Genomic DNA, 24,922 nt, shown 5'->3' on the forward strand with positions numbered 1-24,922 from the left:
ATTATATTATTTTACAACACTTATGTGTACCAAAAATTTTAAAATCATCACAAATCGAATGAGATTTAGGAAAGTAGAACAAAAAGCGGAGTCGAAAGTTCATCATATTTAACTAAAGACGTAAAACAAACAGAAAATAGCCATACGCCTAAGCTAGTATTAGGACGTATGGCTAAATGATTAATTTCAGAGTATCAGCTATGAAACGATAGACATTCTGTTAAGTTGAGTAAAAGCATAAATGTATGAATACAATAACAATGCTTTTACAGATTTATTTGGCTTTATTAAACTTTGATTTTCTGCGGAATAGTAATACAGAGCCTATGACTGTCAATAAAATTGCCAATGTCGGCGTATTTTTATGTGCTTCTCCAGTGCTTGGTAACACTTTTACAGATTTAGAAACCGCATTTTTATGCAGAGATGTCGACACATTAATCACTGGTGCATTGATTGGGTGCTCTTCAATTTTCTCTTGATTGCGTTCAATCTGTCCACCTTTTCTTTCTGGTGCCTTGCCACCCACCCTATCAATGACTTGATGCTCTTCTATCTCTTCTTGGTTACCTTCATTTCGACCACTTTCTCCTTCTGGTGTTGTGTCTTCAATGATATCAATGACTTGATGCTCTTCTACTTCTTCTTGGTTGCCCTCATTTTCGCCACTTTCTCCTTCTGGCGTTGTGTCCGCTATGATATCAATGACTTGATGCTCTTCTACTTCTTCTTGGTTGCCTTCATTTTGACCACTTTCTCCTTCTGGTGTTGTGTCTTCAATGATGTCGATAATTTGGTGCTCTTCTACCTCTTCTTGATTGCCCTCATTTCGACCACTTTCTCCTTCTGGCGTTGTGTCTTCAATGATGTCAATGATGTGGTGCTCTTCCACTTCTTCTTGGCTACCCTCGTTTTGACCACTTTCTCCTTCTGGTGTTGTGTCCTCAATGATATCGATGATGTGGTGCTCTTCTACTTCTTCTTGATGACCTTCATTTTCGCCACTTTCCCCTTCTGGCGTTGTGTCCGCTATGATGTCAATTACTTGGTTCTCTTCTACTTCTTCTTGATTACCTCCATTTTGACCACCTTCTCCCTCTGGTGTTGTGTCTTCAATAATATCAATAATTTGATTCTCTTCTACCTCTTCTTGGCTGCCTTCGTTTTGACCTCTATCTCCTTCTGGCGTTGTGTCTTCAATGATGTCAATGATGTGGTGCTCTTCCACTTCTTCTTGGCTATCACCATTTTGACCGCTTTCTCCTTCTGGTGTTGTGTCCTCAATGATGTCGACAATTTGGTGCTCTTCTATCTCTTCTTGATGACCTTCATTTTCGCCACTTTCTCCTTCTGGCGTTGTGTCTTCAATGATGTCGATAATTTGATTCTCTTCTACCTCTTCTTGGCTGCCTTCGTTTTGGCCACTTTCCCCTTCTGGCGTTGTGTCCGCTATGATGTCGATCACTTGGTTCTCTTCCACTTCTTCTTGACTACCCTCGTTTTGACCACTTTCCTCTTCTGTCATTGTATTCTCATTATTTTCAATCAAGTTATGTTCTTCCATGACCTCAACATCTTTGTTCTCAGTAACTTCTTCTTGTGGCCCTCTGTTCTCACCATTTTCTTCATCAGGCGCTGTATCCCAACTTATATCGATTACATTACTATCCTCAGTCGTCTCAACTAAATTATTGTGAACTTCAGGATTAGGCTTTGGTGGTGGTACTGGTTTAAGTTCTCCGCTTCCACTCGCATTATTTTCGTAAAACTTTACTCCGTTTATTTTTTCGAAGTTGAATGGATAATAATTATAATAGTATCCTTGTATATACGTTCTATATAATAATTTTTCAGCACTAGAATCGTATTTTCCCTCATACCTTATTGCGTACTTTTGATTCCCGCTTATATCAAGATTTAAAGAATAGCTACCATTATGATAATAAATTGAATTATCATTTATAGTCAGTTCTTCCCACATGCTAGGATCTAAATAAATACTTGCTGGCGGATTACCGTGACCCTTGTACTTATAAATTATCACTTTGGGGTTTTCAGATACCTTTGTGAGTCCACTTACAACCTCACCTCTAACAGAGATAGTGCCTCTCCAGTTGAGATATCCGTATGGGTTTATATAAGCAATTTGCGTAAATTCTCCTTTTGCTTTATTCAATTCTGAAATACGTCCATCAACATAACGACTATTATCATAATCAATATAAACATCTGAACTTATAACATTAGTACCTATCGTAGACTTAATTAATTGAGGTCCACTATCTTTAACATTTTCGTGGCTTGTAAAGTAACTAATAGATAAATCAGCCGTTAAATTCTGCTTTTCATTTACGTAGTCTTTAAAAGTATATGTTATTGTACGACCATCTTGTAATACATTACCTTCAGCAATAACGTCTTCTGTACCATTCTCATTTTTGGTTACAATATTTGGCGCCGTTCTTTCAACAGAAATACCGTGCGTATTAACATTGTCAGATAGTTGTATTTTAAAGGTATCACCTGATTTTACACCTTGAGGGAATTTTAATTTATAATTTAATCTTCCTCCTTGTCCTTGATGAGGTCTGATAATATTACTATTATTAAATCCCTTGATATCAGAACTTTCTACTTCAACTTGACTAGAAATATCTTTACTTGTGGTATCATTTTCATTTTTTCCTTGTACATGTTGATTAACATTAGTGGTAGGTTTCATCTCTCTAGATAATTTCTTTTGAGGTGCTATATCTACCGTTTCATTTTTTTGTTTCTGTATCGCTTCTGAGGACCTTTCTTCATTTTTAGCCGCCGCTTGTCGTTGTGCATCAGTAACTGTATTTTCTTCTACTGATGATGATTTTATCTTTGGCTGCTCATTTTCTACTCCCTCAGTCTTGATTACTTCTTCAGACTGGGGACTATGATTTTCAAGTGCTTTGGAGCCTCTTGCTTGTTCTTCATTAGTTACTTCTTTATATGTTTGTTGAGGCGCTTGTGGATTTTGGTCATTGACCTCAATTTGATTCTCTCCTAAATTATTGAATGATACTTCGCTCGCTTGCGCTTCATTATCTCCCATGAAACCATATATTAAACCTCCAATAACTATGGAAGCTGTACCAACAGAAAACTTTCTAATTGCATGTTTTTCTCTCTTGTTTTCATACACTATAAACAACATCCCTTCTTGTATCTCAATAAAATATAATACAAGCATCAAAAATTGTCTACAATTAAATTTTATAAAATCTATTAAAAATCATTTTAATCAAATACTGATAGAATTATGCGAAAAAACGTTAAAAAACAAGTATTCATATAATAATACTATTATTATTCCTCAGACTATGAACTGGATATTAATATTAAAAATATTGAAAACATGATTATTATGATAAATAACAACATTTATCAAAAACAATATTTTCATTTCCATTACAATATGGATGAGGTGATAAGTCATAGATGAGGAAAGCATTCATAAAATTATTCAGCTTGTTGAAGAGAACCTGCTTGAGAACTATAGTCTAGATGATTATATACAGATGACAGGTTATTCTAAATTTCATTTGATGCGAATTTTTAAGAAAGCGAAAGGCTACACATTCTACAATCATATTTTAAGTAGACGCATTGCTAATCCATCACATTATCTACTCTATACAGATATGAGTATCATCGATAACGACTTTATGCTTAATTTTTAGTCTCAAGAGGCGTTCTCTAGAAGCTTTAAAGCTGTTTACGGTTTACCACCAGGAAAATATCGCAAGTTAATGAGTGGGATTTCACAAATTAGTGAGGAGGAATTAGATATGACAACAGAAGATATTAAAGGATGGATTATTTCAGGAACAGCACCTCAAATGTATGAAATAAAACTTAATTCAAGAGAATACCATAGTGGCAAGCAATCTGTATCAATCGCTTCAATTCGTGAAGCATCTTCGTATAATGAGAATATATTCGGGACATTGATGCAAAGCATCTCTTCTCAGGACTATAAAAGTAAGCACGTGAAATTCTCAGCATTCGTTAAGACAGAAGCTGCAGATAGATGTGGTGTTTGGGCAAGAGTTGACGATGCAACCAGCGATGTTCTAAAGTTCGATAATATGATGGAACGCGCGATTATCGGTACGAATGACTAGAACTATTACTCTGTTGTACTGGATGTCAATGAAATGGCAGAATCACTTCACTTTGGCGTGTTGGTCATCGGTAAAGGCAAGGTTTGGATTGATCAATTTAAGATTGAAGAAGTAAATCTATCTGTTCCGAGTACCGATATAATAAATAAACAACAGAAATTACCTGCTAAGCCAATAAACTTGAACTCTGAAGATGATAGCAGTGCGTAAAACTACTTTGTTAAAGATTGTAAAATTCTTTATCGCAGTCCTATACTTTCTCCTAATAGCCAGATTTATCTATTGTATAGGACATTTTTTCTTTGATTATGACTTGTCATGGTTTAGTATTCCCAATATCCCTTATGGTACAACGGTAGTTAATATCATTCTTATAGTAACGGTCGTAACACTGGAAGAGATAGAAGAACATATGGAAAGAAAGTAAAAGCAGCAGATGATGTCATCTGTTGCTTTTGTTATAGAAGTATAATGTTTTTGATTAAAATACTTCATTTATTAACCTCTAGATTTTACTTATCAGACATATTTTGATATCCACCATTACACCGGACACATAAAGTGAAAAATTGAGTGGAAGTGTTTTTTATGATTGGTGAAATATTAAATGAAGATTTTAAAAAGGTGTTGAATGAATGTTTATCAGGTGTTCCTTTATAATAATTCAAATAAAAATATGCTGATTAATACTAGAATTAAAAAGATCGCTACAAAACCTATAACTGTTACTGTCTGTTCAATAAAGTATTTTGTGTTGTTTCTGTGAACTTTAGTTCTTTTCTCTCCATTTTCCATATAATCTAAGATTTCTTTATACGTTTGAACATCATATTTTTTCTTCAGTCGCTCAATCTTTAAAGAGAAATAAAACGAAATTATCCATAAAATAGCTGGAACTAGCAAGCCAAACCATCCATCACTAAATTTTAAAGCTGCCCCTAGTGCAATAGCACTTAATACTGTAAACAATATCATTGATTTTGCATACTTATCCATATTACTAAGATTTATTGCATTCTTCATTTTTAAAACATCTCCTTTAACAAGTTCATCTAAAGAAACGTTAAACAAGGAAGTAAGCGCAATCAAATTATGGAGGTCAGGATAACTTCTCTCATTCTCCCAATTAGAAATGGTTTGGCTTGATACATAAATCTTTTCTGCTAATTCTACTTGAGATAGTTTATTTTCTTTTCTGTAATATCTAATCTGATTGCCTACATCCACATATAACAGCTCCTTTATAATCAACATAACCTGTTAAAGCATTTCACACCATCTAATGTCTTTATAATATAGTAAAAAAGAGCTATGTATGTATTTATATCTCTTATTTCCTAGGAAATTTAAGAAAAAACTTTGAGGAATAGAGTATTAAAATATAATTAACAAGTAAACTAGACTACCTTTAATAAAGTAATCACATTAACCTCAATTTAAAATATTTCGAAAATATAAATCGTTAATACTACTATACAAAGATCAAACTACTAGTTTTGAAGAAAGTAAATAATAGCAAGATATATAAAGACAACTTTTGATGTATGGACTAGCGATTTCATTGTATATAATGCTAAAATATAAATATGTAAAAAGTTTATTAAGGAGAATAATATGGCACAAATAAATAAAATTACTATCTCTAACTTTAGATCTTTTAAGTCTGCTAATAATACTTTAAAAGATATTAAAAATTTAAATATGTTTACAGGAAAAAATAACGCTGGTAAAACTAATATTTTACGAGCTATAAATTTATTTTTTAACCCTGATGATTATGACCCAAAACTGGATAAAAACATGATTAAAAAAATAACAGGAGGAGGCACAGCCCATCCTAAAATAAAAGTAGATATACAGGATGAAAATATAGATATTAATGGCAAAAATACTTTTACAATTGAGATGAATTTAAACAAAGATGAAAATGTGTATAAAATAGGTGGGAATTATACACATAATAAACTTGATAGTAGTAAAAAAATACAACAATATTTAAATAAGAGTTTTAAATGCGTATATTTAAGTACTACAGATGAAAGTATTACAGAGCAAGCTTACTCCTTGGTAAATGATATGATTCTTCAATATTATCAAAAAAAGAACAGAAATATTAAAAAATCCATAAACAACTTTGAAAAAAATTACCAAAGCTTATTAGATACATTTAGACAAAATATCGAAAGTTTGGAAGGTGACTTAAAAAAACAATTTGATATTTTTAAAAAAAATGAAATCAATATTTCTCCTAAATTAATTATAGGAAATGAAAAAGGAATATCAGATTTTTTATTAGAGAACATTAGACTTGAGTTGGATGATGCTTATTCTCAGGTTTTACAAGTTAAAGGTGCTGGTATCCAAAGAACCTCCCTTATCTTACTAACATTTTTCCTTTTAAAAGAATTATATTCAAATGCTAATAAGATTATTCTTTTAGATGAACCCGAAGCATTCTTATATCCTTTGCTTATAACAGAACTAAAAGATGTCATTGAAAATGCTACCTTAGCCGAGGATAATAATCAAATTTTTATGACTTCTCATTCTAAAGAATTTTTATCTGAAATAAACAACAAAAAATATTCTTTTTATAATATAGAACAAGAACAAGAGATTAACAAATATAAAAGAAGTGCTAACCCCCAAGATATTAATAAGTACTCAGTGATTAAACAATTTGATAGTGAGACTAAATATACAGTTCTAAAAAATTATGGGCTTCTGGATAACATAGATGATCATGACAAAATTATTATATGCGAGGGTAAAACTGATAGAAATTATTTAGTTAATATTCTAGAAGAAAATAAATATAGACCTCAAATTCGTTATGGACCATACGCTGATTATATTAAAGACGACGAAAATATAGAAGAAGTAGACTCACATAAAAACTTCTTTTCACGTGGTACAAATTCTATTATTCCAATCTTATTATATTTGGATAGAATTAGTGACGTTAACAGAAAAATTTTCATTCTCTTAGATGGTGACCGCGCTGGAAATGACGCTTCGAAGAAAATACATTCTAAAGATTATAAAAATTTAAACCTAAAAATAAAGGTATTACCAGAAAACAAGCAAATTGAAGACATGGTATTTGAAAAGAATAATTATATTAACAAGATTTTGTCTATTTCGCAAGAAATTAGACTAAGAGAAAATAGTTTCAAAGAAGTATTAGATAAAGTGTCAACTAATGAGTCAATGATTGACAAGACTAAACAATTTATTGATACGTATTCATTAAATGAAGATATAGGAAATATTAAACATCAACTATCAATTAATCTAAAACCTAATGAGATGAAAAAAGATTGGGTATTGAATGAATTGAATTCTTTTTTCAACTTATAAATCTTCTGTACTAAATAGGACCAGTGATTTAATCACGAGTCCTATTTTTACCCAAAAAGAGCGTTATTTTATTAGTTCGCTTGTTCCTTATTTTAACTGGGTGGGAATTACACTCTATCTCTTTACTTACTAAATTAAAATGAAAGTCAATTAAATTATTATTAATTAATCCCATATTATTTAAATAATTATATTTATTGCTATGGGCTTCTCATGTCACTAAGACCCCATTTAAATCTTTATCGGAACGCTTAGTGATGGATGAATTCAAGAGTGTGAAGAATATTGATGGTAAGATAAGTTTTTTTATGCAGATGCAATCACATATCAGCTTGTCAATATTGTTCCAGATCGGCGATTATTTGCCTTGAAAAAGTCAAAATCATCATCGATCGTTTCCAAATTTTTAAGGCTTTAAATCGGTCCCTACATTTGATACGTGTAACAGTAATAAATCGTTTCAGGACAACTCAAAGGCCTCAATACAATAATTTTAGCTGATAAAAAGAGTTTCTTTTGGTCATAGAAACTTTGAACAATTACACAGTCATATCATTTTATATACGAATCTTTTTATGGCTCATTCCAAAAAGAGGTCAAGCAACGCGATGCTGCTTAACCTCTATATTTTGCTCATCAGTCCTATTTTAACAGAGAGCAATTATTAGTAAGTTACAATGTACCACCCTGATCCGCTTTTCTAAAAAAGTCTCGGCTCTTCATTTGTGTTTTCTACTCTTTTTTTAGCAATATTTATAAAATCTTCCTCTAATTCTATACCAATAAATTTTCGCTGTAATTTTTTGGCTGCTACTGCAGTTGTACCACTCCCTAAGAACGGATCGAGTATAAGATCACCTTTTTGAGTCGAAGCTTCTATAATTCTTTCTAAAAGATACAGTGGTTTCTGGGTAGGGTGCTTACCAAATTTTTTCTCAGATTTTGGAGTTAACGGACCTGTCCAAACATCTTTCATTTGCTTATTATTGTTATACATTTTCATCAACTGATAATCAAAATAATGTTTACTTTTTTTTGAGTCCTTTTTAGCCCATATAATCGTTTCGGTTGAATGTGTAAAATTTCGGCAACCCAGATTAGGTGGTGGATTAGTTTTTTGCCACGTAATATTATTTAAGATTTTAAAACCAGTTTCTTCCAGCGCCATGCCTATAGAATAAATATTATGAAGCGTCCCCGAAATCCAAATTGTTGCGTTCTGCTTCATTATTCTCTTACATTTTAGCAACCAAGCTTTATTATATTCGTGCTTTTCTGCGTAAGTTAAAGTTTTGTCCCATGCCCCTTTATCTACTGTAACCATTTTACCACCTGAACAAGTAATACCTCCAGAAGATAAAAAGTACGGAGGATCTGCAAAAATCATATCTACTTTTTCTTCCTCTAAATCATCTAACACTTGAGACATGTCACCTTGCAAAATTGAAATACCGCTTTGTTCGTACATAATATTATTCAATCTTCTTCCACCTTAATAGTTTGTGATAATTAGCTCTTTTCCTACTCGCTTACTGGCATCGGAATTAATACTTCTTCTAACATTTATTTCCTCTTTTTCGAAGTCTTCATAAAGCTCTCTTATTAATTCCGTATTATGGTTTGTTAACATACAAGCAACACCTTTTGAAGACAACTCTTTATACAAGTTAGCCAATCTAATGTGTTCCTCTAATTTAAATCCCGATTTGTCATAAGAAGTAAAACTAGTAGGCTTTAAAGGCGCATAAGGACTATCAAAAAACACAAAGTCGCCCTCTTTAACTCCTTTGAGTGACTCACTAAAGTCAACGTTTAAAATAGTTACATCCTGTAAAAATTTGGAAATTTTAATAATATTTTCTCGATTATATGACTTAACTAGTTCTTTTTTGTTCCAAGGTACATTGTAAAGTCCCTTTGAATTAACTCTAAATAAACCGTTAAATGCATGCTTGTTAATGTATATAAATAAAGCAGCCGTCTCGATATTATAAATATCATTTATTATATGGTAATTATAACGTTCTCGAAATGCTTTGTACTTTTCATCATCTAACGGTATTGCATCAAATTCATCTATCATATCTAGAAGTTTATCAGGGTCACTCTTGATAACTTTATATGTGTGAATTAAATGACTGTTTATATCATTAATAGTTGATGGCTTATGGTTTAAACCAAATAAAACAGCTCCACCACCTACAAAAGGCTCATAATAATGATTAAACTTTTCTGGAGCTTTTTCTAAGATTTTATTCAAAAACTGTCTTTTACCTCCAGCCCATTTTACAAAAGGATTCATAAAAACTCCTCATTTCTTTTATTTGCATAAATCATTAAATATTGATAAACAATTTATATTCAACTTCTAAATATTTCATTGGAAAATTTAATGTGTCTATTGTCAATTATATAATTTCTCACACTTGCTTGACATAACTATTATAAAGGCTTATCATCTCATTTATCCATAAACTAACTTTGCTCCCAATAATATAAAGAACATTCTAAAATGTCTTCAATACTCCTCCCTACTTTTTATACACTCATACTTTTCTTTTATTCATAAACACACTCTATATTCTCTATTATTCATTTGTAATTATAATATAATTCCCAACAGCTAGTATTTATAACCTCTAGAAGACAATTAAGGAGAAACGTCTAATGAAAGAAAATTCTTGGTACTTAATCAAAACATTTTTGGATAGTCATACACATGAGGAAGTTATTAAGGGTATCGTATCACACATTAGCAAAATCACAGACAATGAGAAATTAGATGTTATTTATTTAGATTACTTAGACAATGATTCTATCACATGTATTTTCAATGATGAATTTATTCAATTAATAGAAGGCAAAGGGGAAGAGCAAACGTAAAGTAGTTAGTAAACTTAAGATATAAATATTTATCTCTTAAAGTGGCATTAAAAACAAGTTATAGTAAAGCTCTTATTTCTGTAGTATTAAAATTCTAACAATATCAACTATTTTTGAATCATTTCCAATATAAAAGACCTGTCATCAAGAAATACTTTTCTTGCAATGGCAGATCTTTTATTTTTCAAATTATAATTTCATAGCAACTATGAAATTAACATAGAGTAAATAAAATCATTTTTCAGCATTTCTAAATTAAATATATTATCGATTTCAGCAAACGCTTCTGAAAGAGGCTTAGTTGCCGTATGCCAACCTTGTCCATCTGTAACCCAAGCAAAGGTAACATTATTTTCACTTCTATTAATAAATTGGTTCAAACTTTTAAATTCACCCGATACAGACTTTAACTTTGAACCGCCGCCATTATAAAAGTTAGTTTCAATAACATGAACAGCTCTGTTTTTTGGATTTAAAATTGCTACATCAAATCTTCTAGCAGACTTATCTGTAGGTACTTCCACGTCCCAATTTTGTTTCATCCATAGTGAAGTAGCCTGTGTCTTAAATTTGAATCCTAATTTTTTACAAATTTCAGCTACTTTTTTCTCTAGAATACTTTCCATTGTTGTACCGGATCTATTTTTCCTAGCATTAGAATCTAATCCAACTTCTACACCATAAACAAAGTCAACTAAATTTTTTTGAGCTGATGTTTGTAAGAATGCTAATAGCCCAGAATTTTTAATAAAATCGAAGTACGCTTCAAAATTTTGAATATCAATATTTTGGAAATCCAGACTATAAAAATCCATTTCATCATCTTCAAGCATTAAAATATCTAGTTTTTCCTCTCTAGTCGCTAATAGTATAGGAATTGTTTTCAACAAATTTGGTTGAGCTCGAAATAAATTTTCAGCTTCTTCTTCAATATTACTTTTACCTAAAAGATAATTCAGCGTGTTTAATTCTAATTCAAAACGCTTAACCCCTCTTTCAACCTTTTCCCAATTCACAAAGTAGTCTGGCGTTTTATTAGTTGAGCTTAATGAATTCATAAACACATTTAACCTTTCAAGCGCATCCAAATTTACGTAATCATTATACTTCAATTTGTTTTCCCCCATTCGAATGTTTATTCCTTATTTAAGCCTTAAAATTACAATTGCACTTAGCTTAATTATATCAAACTAAAGTAGGAGACTTAGCATTTCTTTAAATGAAATATACTAAATCTAAATCATCTATGATAAGTGGGATAATTCCCTAAGAGAATGTATTGTGAAACTAAGGAAGTAATTAGTCTTATTATAACAAAAACATTTAATTCAAACTTCAAATGGTACGATTATCTGAGAGTGAAATAATTGAATGCGAATGATTACAATTGAAATGTGCAAATAAAATGGATTTAATTTTCTCACTGTAGTATATATAGGTGGTAAGTTACTGCAATCTGTTTCATGCAACGATAAGCTTATATTTCTTCTGAAATTAATTTTCAGTCTACTTATAATAGTTCAATACATATTATCCGTGAATTTTAAGCTCTTCTTTAATAAAAAATTATACGACCATTATTTCAATCCTTCATAGCATCAAAATGAGCTTTATCTACTTCTTCTATATATTTCATCAAAAATTTTGCTGATTCAATTACATCTATTGCTCTATAAGGTTTATGTGACAATACATTTATAATTGTTAAAAATGAGCCTAACTTTATTTTTTGGTTATTACTCATTTCATTACCTGTCATTTTTCTATAAACTTCTTCAATTTCTGATTGGTTTGATTTCTGAGGTAGATGGTTATTTTTTAACTTAAAACTTAAAAATTCTTCAAATACCCTTCTAATACCATTAATTGAATGATAATAATAGCAATCATCATCGAGTATATCCTTTTTGTCTTTATTTGATAACTTGTAAATCTCTTGGAATAACTTTTTATATGGTTTCTCTACTTTTTTAATCTTTTCTATAAAACTAAATCCCTGATGATCTTTGTTCACCTCATAAAAATTATATTTTCCTCCCTTCAAACCATAAGTTATATCACAAAAGTCATTCCAAGAATGAGTGAAAATAAATACCTGGTCAAATTTATTTTTTATTATTTTTTTATCATTTCTAAAACGAAAAACCTATTTGCTTCATCAAAACTATTAATTGGATCATCAATGATTAGCGTACTAATATTACTTTTAACGTTTTTCTGCTTATCATCTTCAAAAAGTTCAAAATAAAAAAATAAAAATGCTAATAAATTTTTTTCTCCTTCACTTATATCCTTTATCTTTAATGATACTTTTTCTAATGAATGATAAAGATAATAATTTTGCGTTGTTTCATCTGACTCTAATCTTATATGTAAATTAATACTTTCAAATATATCATTTAAATAATTTTTAAAATCACTATAATCCGATTGTTCTTCTTGTAATTGTGATATTTTTAAATTTATATCCATGTTTAATTGCTCTTGTTCTTTACATTCTTCTTCTTTATTTTGTATGGTTAAAAGTTCTTTTTTTATACTTTGGTTTTCTAATATTTCTAAACCTATAGAACCAGTAACTATTACATTTATATTTTCCATTTTTTTATGTAATTCTTTTAATTTTGTTTTTTTCTTGTCCTTACACTCCTCTTCAATTTCAGACAATCTGCGTATTAATGTAATGTAATTATCAGACGGAAATTTAAGATTGTCATTCTCCATATTTTCTAATTTTTGTTTTAAAATTCTCATAATTTCTTCAATTGAATCTCTCAAATTTTCTTTTTCTGTCTTTTGGACTCCTAATTCACTAACAAAAAATTCAATTTGTTCAATTTTAGATAAATATTGGTCATATCTATCCAATATTTCTTCCATTGACTTTTTAACATCTATGAGATAATCAAAATCTTTTTTCTTTTCATTTGATATATAGATTTCTATTTTCTCTTTAATCAAATTATAATTAAAATTGTTTCCACAAAATTTACATTTATTCTCTTCAGCATTATGCAATTCTAAACCATTACGTAGCCAATTTATGACTTCAAAACTAGGGATTTTTATATCTGTGTAATTATTTTGTAAGATCTCTTTTAATCTATCTACTTCATAAGTTTCAATTTTTAGTCTTGGAACCACAAGTTCATAAATGCGATTATATTTATGTTGAAGTGCTTCATTATCTCCTACAAAATTTTTTATACTTTCTTCATTAGGTTCTATTTTTTCAGCTTCTTCTAAATTATTTTTATAAATGGTTATTACTTCTTCAATACTTTTATTTGATGCTTTTAATGCTATTTTAAGATTCCCTTTTCTGGACCTATGTATATCGTTTATTTTTTCTCTTAACTTCTTTCTTTTTTCAACTAATAAATTTTTAGTATCAGTCACATCAACAATTTCATTTTTCAACTCAGTTATTTCATTTTCAATTTCTACATTTTTTTTACCAAATGTTGCTCTTACCCCTTTAAATTTATTGGAATCTTCTAGTAAAAGAAGTTCATGAATATAATCAGTGTAAAAATATCTCAAAGTATCTGGGTTATTTTCTTCTATTAATTCTTTAATTCCCCTAGCTAATGAAGTTTTCCCCCTCCCATTAACTCCATATATTACATTTATAGCATTAAATTTTAATTCTTCTTTCATACTGTAATTTTTAAAAGACTTTTTTGAAAAACCAGTAATTAATTCCAACATTATATTACCCTTTTATAAAATATATTTACCCGCTATTAAGATGCTAGTTTTTATTTTTTAGTAGTTTTTTATCACCATATTGAATTTACACTATATTAATAGTTACTCCCATTTTGGGTTTTCACTTATGATATGCTTCACCCCTCATGATCTTAAACGCCCGATATACTTGCTCTAACAAGATGACGCGCATCATTTGATGAGGAAATGTCATTTTACTGAATGACAATGCGAAGTTACTTCGGTTTAAGACGTCTTGATGTAAGCCGTTAGATCCCCCTATTACAAAGGTAAAGTCACTCGCACCTTGCGTCATACGTTGATTTAATGTTGTGGATAAGGCTTCAGAGCTAACCATCTTACCTTCGATTTCTAATGTGATGACAGTAGATTGTGGTTTGATTTTACTTAAAATACGTTGGCCCTCTTTTTGTTTCACTTGTTCGACTTCTTTATCGCTCATCGTTTCAGGTGCTTTTTCATCTGGAACTTCAATCATTTCTAATTTTGTGTATGCCCCTAGTCTTTTGCTGTATTCTGCAATAGCTTGCTTCCAGTATTTCTCTTTCAGTTTTCCAACTGCGACAACAGTAATTTTCATTTTGACCTCCATTGTGAATAAACGTAAAGTTATCCACAAGTTATTCAGTTATTCACATGTTTATACCCATTATAACGTTTTTTGCATAAAGTTTGTACACAGTATTTTAGAAATTGCATCCTTTCATTGTGTATAAACCTGTTGATATGTGGATAACTTTGTTAGCAACTACGTTATTAACATGTGAATTGTGTGTAAGTCATATACTTTGTGCACACATTTGGGGATAAGTGCGCCACATTTTGCACTTTTATTCACTTCCGCAGATGCTGTTTCCTATTCCTATTATTTCATCCCTTATCTCATCGCTTTACATGATATTTACCCTTTAAAACGCTTTGTATAAAGATAACATTTTAAATTTTCACCGAATTTTTCTGGTGTCAAATAGATGCTTCCCTACCATTTTAGGAAGGTAAATTTTTTCAATCTGTAAACGACATAAAAAAACACATGAACCTCAAGTCTTTCACTTGAAATTCATGTGCTACTGTCTATCATTAATTTCATTATAATGTATATATTGGCGTAGGTATCGCTTTATCCGTATCACATAACTTCACTTCATTGTGGGTATCAATGTCATGTTCTTGCAAGATTTGTCCGACACTCATGCGTGCCAAATCTTTCATATTGTTATCCTGTGATAAATGCGATAAATAAATCCGCTTCGTTTGACCTGTGATGACGTCTTTCATCGCGTGGGCTGCGTCTTCATTTGACACATGCCCCATATCACTGAGGATACGTTGCTTTGTTTTCCATGGATAACGACACATTCTTAACATATCGACGTCGTGATTACTTTCAAATATAAAGGCATCACTACCACGAATCATACCTTTCATGCGATCAGAGACATAACCTGTATCCGTAATCATCGTTAACTTCTTATAGTTATTATGAAAAATATAAAACTGTGGATCAATCGCATCGTGTGAAACGTTGAATGATTCTATATCAAAACCTGCAATAGACTTCGTTTCATACGGATTAAATACAAATTTCTGGTCTAGCGGGATTTTAGAATCCTTTTTATCAATACATGTCCATGTTTTTTCATTGGCATAAATTGGAACACCGAACTTACGTGCAATGACGCCAAGACCTTTAATATGGTCGCTATGCTCGTGTGTCACGAGAATGCCACTTAAATCTGAAATTTTCCGGTCGATTTGATCGAAAAGTGCTTCCATCTTTTTCCCTGTTAGTCCGACATCGACCAACAAGCTGCCTTGTTCACTTTCTACATATGTCGCATTGCCCGTACTACCGCTTGCGAGTACACTCATTCGTATCAAGTGACCACCCTTTCTATTGTTCTATAATTTGTGGATTCGAGGATACAGCTTCTACATAATATGTATGCACCCCGTTTTTATCTTTAACTTTAATTTCCCAGTTAGCTTGTAAAACTTGAATATTTGTCTCTTTTACAACAGTGTAATAGCCGAGGCGGATACTTTCGACTTCTTCACCATGTTTTAAATATTGATTATAATAAAGTGCTTCCAATGCTTCTCTTGCACGTATGACTTTTTTAGGCTCATTATTGGTCCCCTTAGACGGAAGGATGTCTTCCATCGTGGACTGTTCATATGATTTTGTACTGTCACCTTTCACCTCAAAAGTCAACTCTGCACGATTATTATTCATAATCGGAAAGCCTCTATACGTTTGTTCGTATTTAATTTGACCGTCATTTGTTTCATGGTACTGGTACTCATTACCTTTATAGATTTTATCATCTATATAAGGTTTTAAATGAGAAATCGGATCCACTTTGACATCTACACGTTCATCCATTTCTTTAGATAAAGTATGACCATGATTACTGACCTTAGCCTTATTGTTATCTTCTGCTTCTTCTTTAAAGTCTTTTGAACGTGCTGTAACCAATTGCATTTTGACATGACTCACATCAGGTATACTTTTTGGCAGTTTAATATTTTCTCGTTCAAAGTTGACCGCATTATCGTGTTCGGCATCGCTAATTTTAGATTTATTCACTTTATCTTGATAAACAAAAATTAAACACACATTGACGAGGAGAAAGACAAGTATGAACAACGTTTTAGTGCGTTTCCAGTTCATGTTTCCACCAACTCCCCATCTTTGTATTCATACCATTTATGATTATATTTAATATACCACGTTGGCGTAAACTCGCTGCCTTCTTGAATTTCAATTCGATTTTGAGGTCCGCGAATGGCACTCATTTTATAGCCGACTACCATTTGTTCCACTTTCGTCAAATCAATATTGCCCTTACTTGCTAATGTAGAACGTACATCTTCCGCATCTGGCATCGATTTCGGTTCTTCACCATTATCAATGGTCACATTTGTTTTTAAGAGACCTCGACTATATTCGTATAATCCACGCTCACCCCAGAGTACACGAATTTCATTCAATTGGTTTGGATAAAATATCGGTCGTCCATTGAGAAACATTTGATACATAATTTCCCCTTGCTTGCTATTTGCACTAAACAAGCGGAAATCATCTGTAAAGCCCCCATGCTTATTAATAAAGTCAAATGCACGTGGCAAGCTAATATTCATATCGCGTGTACTATGCTCATCTTCGGACAGATTCGTATAGTCATACGTTTCTTTATCCGCATTGTAATTCACAACCCCTGTATTGTTATTGTACGTTGTGTTACCACTATTTGTTGTACGTACAATCGGCGTATCATCAAAGAGAATCGAGTTTAAATCTTCTACATTAATATGATTAAAAATCGTACGATATGATTTCAAATCTTTCGGTGCTTTTAAAGCATATAAATACGTTGCTTTATTGACCGTACTTCGATTTGTCACGATATCCGAATACGGTTCTAATTCATCACGCATATGATCAATTCGCTGCTGGATTACTTTTGTATCAAGATTCGTTTCTAATTTAATGGCACGCTGATGGTTCGGTTGCATCGCATACAAAACGACATGCTGATGATCATCAATATCTAATATTAAACGATTAAATTTAAAATTCGCCGGTACTTTTGCTGGCATCTCAACGACTTCGTTTAGATACATGGATAGCGGTATGTCTGTCGGGAAGTCTAACACGACAAAATGATGGCTCAAATCTTTCAATAACACGACTTGATCATTTTGAATATCTTCAACTTCAATAATACGATGTTTTTGGAATAGAGACATCATCTCATTAACATCTTTATTTGCAGGCATCCCTTTGAAATGATCATGGTCCACATGTACGAGCTGTAAAGGCGTGATGACCTGATTAAATTGCTTGTCATATCGCGTACCAATCGCTTTCGGTGTATCTTTTGTTTGTGGGTTGTCAACGTTCGTTAAATCTGGCGAAAAGTTCCAAATCATGACTGTAAGTACTACACTGGAAAGAACGAGTAACACTAATATGATAGATTTAATCAGTTCTCTAGTTCGCATCCCAATCACCATCTTCTATTGTTTCACATGGAAGTGTGATAAAAATCGATGTGCCTTGTCCTTCAACACTATTGGCCCATATACGACCGTGGTGGGCTTCGACAATCTCTTTAGAAATCGCTAATCCGAGACCTGTACCACCCATTTTTCGTGTTCTTGCTTTATCTACGCGGAAGAAACGATCAAAGATTTTATCGACTTTATTGATCGGAATCCCGATACCATTATCTTTGATCCGAATTGTTAAACGGTTATGCACCGTGTTTTGTTTCACGTGGAACTCTACACGTTTTTCACCACGAGAATATTTCATCGCATTCGTAATCACGTTATCAAACACTTGTGTCATCTTATCTGGATCAATTTCCGTAAAAATGGTTTCTCTTGGAATATCACGGACAAAAGTGGTATCTTTCGCAGCCATTTCATGTCGATTAATAATTTTATTGATAAACATATTAAAATCGACAATCTCTTTCGTAATAGGCTCAGTTTCATTATCCATTTTAGAAAGATGCAGTAAATCGTTCACTAATCGAATCATCCGCTCTGTTTCTTCACGTGTGACTGATAAAAATTGAGGTGCAATCGATTCATCTCGCCATGCGCCTTCTTCTAGGGCCTCGATGTAACTATTCATTGAAGTCAATGGTGTACGTAATTCGTGCGATACATTGGCCACAAATTCACGTCGTTCACGCTCAATTTGTTGTTGTTCTGTAACGTCATGTAACACAGCGATATAACCTGTCACAAAGCCAGTTGCTTGAACAATAGTACTAAAATTAACGCGAACGATAATACCTTCTTCTTCATTAATATCTAATAAGAAACTATCATTGTTTTCGTTTAATTCTTCAAGTGTAAATTCTTCACTTAAATCAATGACATCAAAAATAAAATGTCCTGAGACTTCCTCTTTAGACTTACCCAACATTTTAAGTGCCATATCATTAATAATACGTACGCGCCCACGTCTATCTGTAGCGATGACACCATCACTCATATGTGTGATAACAGAATCTAAGCGTCGTTTCTCACTCTCTGTATTCGCTTGTGCCTCTTGCACACGTTTCGATAAGTTGTTAAAAGCAAGTGCAAGTTCACCAATTTCGTCATTACCATATATTTTCACACGCTGCGTATAGTTCCCTTTTGACATTTCAACAGTTTGATTACGCATATCTGTAATGGGTTTAGTAATCGTACGTGCAATAAAGAAACCTAAAATGACTGTAATAATTAAGGAAATACCTGTACCTACAATGAAAATTTGATTGATATCATTTAATTGGTCATAAACTTGGTTAATGTTAGATTCAATATAAATATCACCAATTAAACCATCGTTCGTACTTACAGGCATGTTTTTAATCCATACCCGTTGCTTACCTTCACCATAATCTTTTAAAACGGTGTCAGAGTTCTCTTGACCTAATGACAAGGCCTTTTGAATTGAACTCTCATTTGCTTTTTGATTAATAATTGTACGGTTTGACTGTTTCGATGTCGCAATAATAATTTGATCTTTATCAATGAAACGAATTTCTATCATTTCATTGCGATTTGCATATTCGTTTAATAAATTTTGAATATCTTTTTGAATATTTCCGGACTCGTTGTCATCCGCATATATTTTTTCAATACCGAGCTCAATTTGTTTTGCATTTTGAGATATATTCGTTTTAAACGACTCTGTCATTTCTTTTTCGAGACTGTTTGTAAAATATAGCCCAATAATTTGCATACCAATAATAATCAATAGGACATAGACAATAACAAGTTTCGTGTGAAGGGATTGAAATTGTTTTAACCACTTCATATTGTGCGTCCTCTAATCATGTTGTTGCAAGAAATATCCTACTCCACGACGTGTCACGATATAGTCTGGATGTGAAGGATCATCTTCAATTTTTTCGCGTAATCGACGAATTGTAACGTCAACCGTGCGCACATCACCAAAATAGTCATAACCCCAAACCGTTTGAAGTAAATGTTCACGCGTCATGACTTGTCCCATATGTTTAGATAAATAATGGAAAAGCTCAAATTCACGGTGTGTTAAATCAATGTCCTCACCGCGTTTTTTAATAGAATATGCATCTGGATAAATCACAATATCTTTAATTGTAATTTCATTGGTTTGCATATGATTTTCTTGGCTCGGTTGGGCATAATGGCGACGTAAATTGGCTTTTACACGTGCAATCAATTCGCGTGTACTAAATGGTTTAGTCACATAATCGTCTGCACCCAATTCAAGACCAAGCACTTTATCGATTTCTGAATCTTTCGCAGTCAACATGATGATTGGCATATCAAATTTTTTGCGGACTTCACGACACACTTCCATACCGTCTTGTCCTGGTAACATAATATCCAATAAAACAATGTCCGGCTCTTTTTCATAAATCAAATCCACCGCATCGTTACCATCATAAGCAACAAAAACGTCATATCCCTCTTCTTTGAGGTTGAATTCTAATATATCTGCAATTGGCTTCTCATCATCGACTACGACCACTTTTCTTGCCATAAAACATGACCCCATTTCTTAAAATTGCAATGATTATTCGTTACAAACTGGCATAATCCTATACCTTATAATGTATCATTAAAGTCTTGTGAATTCTATCTATTTAACTATTCGCTTCTATAAAACGAATGCGGATGACAACGACCTGCATTTAAATGTACAAAAAAGCAGTGTCTCAGCCTCTTTTGAGACTGCTTCACTGCCTGAGCATAATGAACTTCTATATTAAATAAAATGAATTAAGATTAATAAAACAATGACGATGCCACAAAAGATACCAACTTTTTTCTGTATACGCATGACAGAGAGTGTCATCAATAATAAGCCAACGATATTCAATAAGAATACCACATGATTTTTGTATTGTGCCACATCCAATAATGCTAATATACCCATGATAATCACGATGGCTAAGCCACTGATAAATAAAATTTTCTCAGTAGGTTGAACTTCCTTTTTAAACACAGCAATCGTCCTCCTCATTTCTATACACTTTTATAGTAAAAAACACGTCACTCACATTATAAAAGTTCTCATTTTTGATATATACTTATGAAAAAAAGCCATTGTCGTTCACTTTCATGAACTTCAATGACTTTCGTTTGAGCTAAAACTATTGTTTTAGGCTGATTTAGCGGTCCCGACGGGAATCGAACCCGCGATCTCCTGCGTGACAGGCAGGCGTGTTAAACCGCTCCACTACGGGACCATATTTCATGGTGACTCCTACGGGACTCGAACCCGTGTTACCGCCGTGAAAGGGCGGTGTCTTAACCGCTTGACCAAGGAGCCTTTCTTAAACACAAGATTGATTATAGCATCAGGAAATCAAGTTGACAAGATTTTTTTGAATTTTTTTGTATAATTTTTCATATAATGTTTAAAAGGGGGCAACATATGGAAAAACAAGTAAAATCAGCCGTTCCATACACGAAAGAAAAACCAAAAAAGCAACTTCAATTTTTTAAAAAGTTTTTCTTTATGACATTGGGTGCAGTATTAATGGGCGTCGCACTTGAACTTTTTCTCGTTCCAAACCATTTGCTTGATGGGGGAATTGTAGGGATTTCAATTATCCTTTCTCATTTATTAGGACTCAAGTTAGGGATATTCATTTTTATACTGAATTTACCTTTCTTCTTTTTAGGTTATAAACAAATAGGGAAAACTTTTGCGATTTCAACTTTATATGCGATTTCTGTTTTATCTATTGTCACTATCGTTTTGCATCCAATCGATCCTGTCATACATGATAAATTTTTAGTAACAATTTTTGGAGGAGCTGTATTAGGTATCGGTGTCGGTATTGTCTTAAGGTATGGGGGATCCCTCGACGGTACAGAAATTTTATCGATTTTAGTTCATTCGAAAATACCATTTTCAGTTGGAGAAATCGTAATGTTTATTAATTTCTTCATATTTGGTATTGCAGGCTTTGTTTTTACGTGGGAGAGTGCTTTATTCAGTGTTGTAGCTTATTTTATCGCTTCTAAAATGATTGATACTGTCTTACTTGGTTTTGACGAATCGAAATCAATATGGATTATTAGCGATGCTTATAAGGAAATAGGAGAAGCTATTAACTCCCGTCTCGGTCGTGGCGTCACATATTTAAAAGGAGAGGGCGCTTATACGGGAGAAGATAAGCGTGTCATCTTCTGTGTCATTACACGATTAGAAGAAGCAAAATTAAAAGATATTGTCATGGCCATTGATGAAACCGCATTCTTATCTATAGGTAATGTTTCTGAAGTTCGTGGCGGTAATCATCGTAAACGTGATATTCATTAATGTTAATGGTAAAGGAGGTTAACGATGAAGAAAAAGAAATCACAAATCTCTTTTGGATTACAAACACGTCAAAATAGCCGTTCACTCATTTATAAAGCATTGTACCAACTCAATGATGTCGTACTAGGCGTTATCTTTTTAATAGGAAGTTTTCTCTTCTTTTCTGATTCAACTGTCTTTGACGGTACCGTTTTATTTGTAATTGGGAGTATTCAAATGATTATTCGTCCTTTGATTGCGATGGTTCACGATTTACATATGGCAATCATCGAGAAACGAGAAGGAGATTAGTCGAATCGCAATGATTATCATCAATGTCATCATTATTTTAGTTTTATTTCTATTAATTGGTTATATATCTGGGACATACAAAGACGACTGGCTCTTTGTGAAGGCATGTGGTGTCAGTCTTGTCCTTATGATCACAGCTTTATTATCACTTGCGATAGCGGGCGGTCTTGTTTATATCTTATTCGCTTTTCTATTACATGAAAAAGGGAGTATATTTAATATATTAGTTATTTCTATTTTGGCTGGTGGTTTTTTACAGTTTTTCTTTGTTCGTTATATGATGCGATTGAATGCCTATAACGAAACGTTAATTGAAATTTTAGAGTATTTTATTCAATGGACCACCATACTCTTTACACTTTATCAATTTATTGTTACATCCAAAGGGACGATGGCTTTTATTAGTACCTTAAAGATCAACACACATTCTCTGAATATCACATTATTAAATATCGTTATCTTACCTGTCCTTCTCATCAGTTGGATCGGGATTGCGATGACGAAAGTTTATATTAAAGATCATTATAAAGATGAATAAACAAAAAGCGACAAGCAGTGGCCCCTCTAAAGACCATCGCTTGTCGCTTTTATAATTGATTTTTATAGACTATTTTATAAGGAGGCAGTCTTACCGAAGTGTTTCCGATAGACTTACCGAAGTCTAAATACTTACCATAATTTTTCAACGATATTCGTTTGATTACGGTCAGGACCTACAGAGAAGATAGAAATATGGACGTTACATAATTCTGAAATACGCTCTAAGTAACGACGTGCATTTTGTGGTAATTCGTCTAAACTACGTACACCTGTAATATCTTCAGTCCAACCTGGTAATGTTTCAAAGATAGGTTTACAACGTTTTAAGTCGTTTAAGTTTGCTGGGTATTCTGTAATCTCTTTTCCATCTAATTCATAAGCTGTACAGATTTTAACCTCTTCTAAGCCAGTTAAGACGTCGATAGAGTTAATTGATAAATTTGTAATCCCACTTACACGACGAGAGTGACGTAATACAACGGAGTCAAACCAACCTACACGGCGTGGACGACCTGTTGTTGTCCCATATTCACGTCCGATTTCACGAATATGGTGTCCTTGTTCATCAAATAATTCTGTTGGGAATGGACCATCACCTACACGTGAAGTGTATGCTTTACAAACGCCGACTACTTTTGATACATTTGTTGGTCCTACACCAGCACCAACTGTCACGTTACCCGCTACAGGGTTACTTGATGTTACAAAAGGATATGTCCCGTGATCGATGTCTAGCATCACCCCTTGCGCGCCTTCAAAAAGAACGCGCTCATCAGCTACAAATGCATCGTCTAATACTTTCGCAGTGTCTGTCACATAAGGTGCAAGACGTTGACCTGCTTGATAGTATGTCTCAAAGATTTCATCAAATGATGGTGCAGATTGACGAAACATGCCTTGGAAATAATCATTTTTATATTCTAAATTTTCTTTTAAACGTTGTTCGAAAACTTCTCTATCTAATAAATCAGCAACGCGAATTCCAATTCTTTGTGCTTTATCTACGTATGCTGGGCCAATACCTTTCTTAGTCGTACCGATTTTATTATCACCACGACGCGCTTCTTCAAGCTCATCTTGCTTAATGTGATAAGGTAGGATGACGTGTGCGCGGTTTGAGATGCGTAAATTATCTGTTGAAATACCTCTTTCATTTAAACCGTCTAATTCTTTTAATAAAGCAACAGGATCAACTACTACACCGTTACCAATCACTGCAAGTTTATCTTTATAAAAGATACCAGATGGTACTAAATGTAATTTGTATGTTTCACCATCAAATTTAATGGTATGTCCTGCATTGTTACCGCCTGAAAAACGTGTAATCACATCTGCTTGTTCCGCTAAAAAGTCTGTAATTTTACCTTTTCCTTCGTCTCCCCACTGTGTCCCAACAACTACGATTGATGACATAAGAGCACCTCCAAGTTTTCTCAATTAACCAAAGAGTATTCTACCAGTATCACTGTATGATTGCAAATCAAAAAACGAACATTATCGTGTCATTCAGATAATGACATCTAGCATATGATATAAAGTAATGTGAATCCTAGAACCACGCGTAATAGAAGCATTGAATGCCATTTCATACAATTTCTAAAATCCTAACTTACGATAAATATAA

General features: G+C 32.7%; 22 protein-coding genes and 2 tRNA genes. 7 read left to right on the top strand and 17 right to left on the bottom strand.

The annotated features are described in order from the left end of the window. Positions 1 to 274: 274 nt before the first annotated feature. Positions 275 to 3,223: an Ig-like domain-containing protein gene (locus C1H58_RS03690; RefSeq protein WP_242680999.1), complete on the bottom strand. Its 2,949-nt coding sequence runs from the start codon at positions 3,221 to 3,223 to the stop codon at positions 275 to 277. 559 nt (positions 3,224 to 3,782) lie between these two features. On the opposite strand from C1H58_RS03690, the gene C1H58_RS12325 reads away from it, so the two are divergent. Further along, a complete protein-coding gene (locus C1H58_RS12325; protein ID WP_242680157.1) occupies positions 3,783 to 4,157 on the top strand; it encodes a hypothetical protein in 375 nt (124 codons plus the stop codon). Positions 4,158 to 4,190: 33 nt separating this feature from the next. After that, positions 4,191 to 4,367, top strand: coding sequence for a hypothetical protein (locus C1H58_RS12330; RefSeq protein WP_242680158.1), 177 nt, complete (start codon positions 4,191 to 4,193; stop codon positions 4,365 to 4,367). A 444-nt stretch (positions 4,368 to 4,811) separates the two neighbouring features. On the opposite strand, the gene C1H58_RS03700 is transcribed toward C1H58_RS12330, so the two are convergent. Then, complete coding sequence (locus tag C1H58_RS03700) at positions 4,812 to 5,384, bottom strand: helix-turn-helix domain-containing protein (protein WP_165545380.1); 573 nt, start codon at positions 5,382 to 5,384, stop codon at positions 4,812 to 4,814. A 387-nt stretch (positions 5,385 to 5,771) separates the two neighbouring features. On the opposite strand from C1H58_RS03700, the gene C1H58_RS03705 reads away from it, so the two are divergent. Then, the gene (locus tag C1H58_RS03705; protein WP_165545381.1) at positions 5,772 to 7,517 is read left to right on the top strand and encodes an ATP-dependent nuclease; all 1,746 of its coding nucleotides are present in this window, start codon (positions 5,772 to 5,774) and stop codon (positions 7,515 to 7,517) included. Between the two features lie 700 nt (positions 7,518 to 8,217). On the opposite strand, the gene C1H58_RS03710 is transcribed toward C1H58_RS03705, so the two are convergent. Together C1H58_RS03710 and C1H58_RS03715 are read right to left on the bottom strand one after the other, a co-directional pair. Next, complete coding sequence (locus C1H58_RS03710) at positions 8,218 to 8,997, bottom strand: DNA-methyltransferase (RefSeq protein ID WP_242680159.1); 780 nt, start codon at positions 8,995 to 8,997, stop codon at positions 8,218 to 8,220. Between the two features lie 12 nt (positions 8,998 to 9,009). Continuing rightward, positions 9,010 to 9,819: a DNA adenine methylase gene (locus C1H58_RS03715; RefSeq protein ID WP_165545382.1), complete on the bottom strand. Its 810-nt coding sequence runs from the start codon at positions 9,817 to 9,819 to the stop codon at positions 9,010 to 9,012. 365 nt (positions 9,820 to 10,184) lie between these two features. On the opposite strand from C1H58_RS03715, the gene C1H58_RS03720 reads away from it, so the two are divergent. After that, a complete protein-coding gene (locus C1H58_RS03720) occupies positions 10,185 to 10,400 on the top strand; it encodes a hypothetical protein (RefSeq protein WP_165545383.1) in 216 nt (71 codons plus the stop codon). A 206-nt stretch (positions 10,401 to 10,606) separates the two neighbouring features. On the opposite strand, the gene C1H58_RS03725 is transcribed toward C1H58_RS03720, so the two are convergent. The 12 genes from C1H58_RS03725 to C1H58_RS03775 form a co-directional block, all read right to left on the bottom strand. Further along, complete coding sequence (locus C1H58_RS03725; RefSeq protein WP_165545384.1) at positions 10,607 to 11,512, bottom strand: type II restriction endonuclease; 906 nt, start codon at positions 11,510 to 11,512, stop codon at positions 10,607 to 10,609. A gap of 470 nt (positions 11,513 to 11,982) precedes the next feature. Next, positions 11,983 to 12,414 carry a hypothetical protein gene (locus C1H58_RS12335; RefSeq protein WP_242681000.1) on the bottom strand — a complete coding sequence of 144 codons (432 nt, stop codon included), beginning with the start codon at positions 12,412 to 12,414 and terminating at the stop codon, positions 11,983 to 11,985. Between the two features lie 101 nt (positions 12,415 to 12,515). Further along, complete coding sequence (locus C1H58_RS03730) at positions 12,516 to 14,111, bottom strand: AAA family ATPase (protein WP_242680163.1); 1,596 nt, start codon at positions 14,109 to 14,111, stop codon at positions 12,516 to 12,518. A 121-nt stretch (positions 14,112 to 14,232) separates the two neighbouring features. Continuing rightward, positions 14,233 to 14,712: a 23S rRNA (pseudouridine(1915)-N(3))-methyltransferase RlmH gene (gene rlmH, locus C1H58_RS03735; protein ID WP_165545385.1), complete on the bottom strand. Its 480-nt coding sequence runs from the start codon at positions 14,710 to 14,712 to the stop codon at positions 14,233 to 14,235. 509 nt (positions 14,713 to 15,221) lie between these two features. Next, positions 15,222 to 16,004, bottom strand: a complete 783-nt coding sequence (locus C1H58_RS03740) for an MBL fold metallo-hydrolase (RefSeq protein WP_050344928.1) — start codon at positions 16,002 to 16,004, stop codon at positions 15,222 to 15,224. Between the two features lie 22 nt (positions 16,005 to 16,026). Further along, positions 16,027 to 16,806: a two-component system regulatory protein YycI gene (locus tag C1H58_RS03745; RefSeq protein ID WP_165545386.1), complete on the bottom strand. Its 780-nt coding sequence runs from the start codon at positions 16,804 to 16,806 to the stop codon at positions 16,027 to 16,029. Then, positions 16,803 to 18,140 (bottom strand): YycH family regulatory protein, encoded by a 1,338-nt coding sequence (locus tag C1H58_RS03750; protein WP_165545387.1) that lies wholly within the window; start codon positions 18,138 to 18,140, stop codon positions 16,803 to 16,805. Before C1H58_RS03750 ends, C1H58_RS03745 begins: the two co-directional genes overlap by 4 nt. Next, a complete protein-coding gene (walK, locus tag C1H58_RS03755; RefSeq protein ID WP_050329614.1) occupies positions 18,130 to 19,962 on the bottom strand; it encodes a cell wall metabolism sensor histidine kinase WalK in 1,833 nt (610 codons plus the stop codon). The genes C1H58_RS03750 and walK overlap by 11 nt, the downstream gene beginning before the upstream one ends. Before the next feature lie 12 nt (positions 19,963 to 19,974). Continuing rightward, positions 19,975 to 20,676, bottom strand: coding sequence for a response regulator YycF (gene yycF, locus C1H58_RS03760; protein ID WP_165545388.1), 702 nt, complete (start codon positions 20,674 to 20,676; stop codon positions 19,975 to 19,977). A gap of 225 nt (positions 20,677 to 20,901) precedes the next feature. Beyond that, the gene (locus C1H58_RS03765) at positions 20,902 to 21,141 is read right to left on the bottom strand and encodes a hypothetical protein (protein WP_103356121.1); all 240 of its coding nucleotides are present in this window, start codon (positions 21,139 to 21,141) and stop codon (positions 20,902 to 20,904) included. A 170-nt stretch (positions 21,142 to 21,311) separates the two neighbouring features. Next, a tRNA-Asp gene (locus C1H58_RS03770) sits at positions 21,312 to 21,385 on the bottom strand. Between the two features lie 8 nt (positions 21,386 to 21,393). Next, a tRNA-Glu gene (locus C1H58_RS03775) sits at positions 21,394 to 21,468 on the bottom strand. A 105-nt stretch (positions 21,469 to 21,573) separates the two neighbouring features. Here C1H58_RS03775 and C1H58_RS03780 point away from each other — a divergent pair. Genes C1H58_RS03780 through C1H58_RS03790 form a run of 3 tightly spaced genes read left to right on the top strand, consistent with a single transcriptional unit; the run spans position 21,574 to position 23,296 of the window. Next, entirely contained in the window at positions 21,574 to 22,467 is an 894-nt protein-coding gene (locus C1H58_RS03780; protein WP_050344924.1) for a YitT family protein, read from the top strand. A 24-nt stretch (positions 22,468 to 22,491) separates the two neighbouring features. Continuing rightward, the gene (locus C1H58_RS03785) at positions 22,492 to 22,758 is read left to right on the top strand and encodes a YrhK family protein (protein WP_060829132.1); all 267 of its coding nucleotides are present in this window, start codon (positions 22,492 to 22,494) and stop codon (positions 22,756 to 22,758) included. Between the two features lie 10 nt (positions 22,759 to 22,768). Further along, entirely contained in the window at positions 22,769 to 23,296 is a 528-nt protein-coding gene (locus C1H58_RS03790; protein WP_060829131.1) for an SA1002 family membrane protein, read from the top strand. A 131-nt stretch (positions 23,297 to 23,427) separates the two neighbouring features. On the opposite strand, the gene C1H58_RS03795 is transcribed toward C1H58_RS03790, so the two are convergent. Then, positions 23,428 to 24,711: an adenylosuccinate synthase gene (locus C1H58_RS03795; protein ID WP_165545389.1), complete on the bottom strand. Its 1,284-nt coding sequence runs from the start codon at positions 24,709 to 24,711 to the stop codon at positions 23,428 to 23,430. Between the last annotated feature and the right edge of the window lie 211 nt (positions 24,712 to 24,922).

The organism is Staphylococcus sp. 191 (genome assembly GCF_011174885.1).
Taxonomy (GTDB): Bacteria; Bacillota; Bacilli; order Staphylococcales; family Staphylococcaceae; genus Staphylococcus; species Staphylococcus coagulans.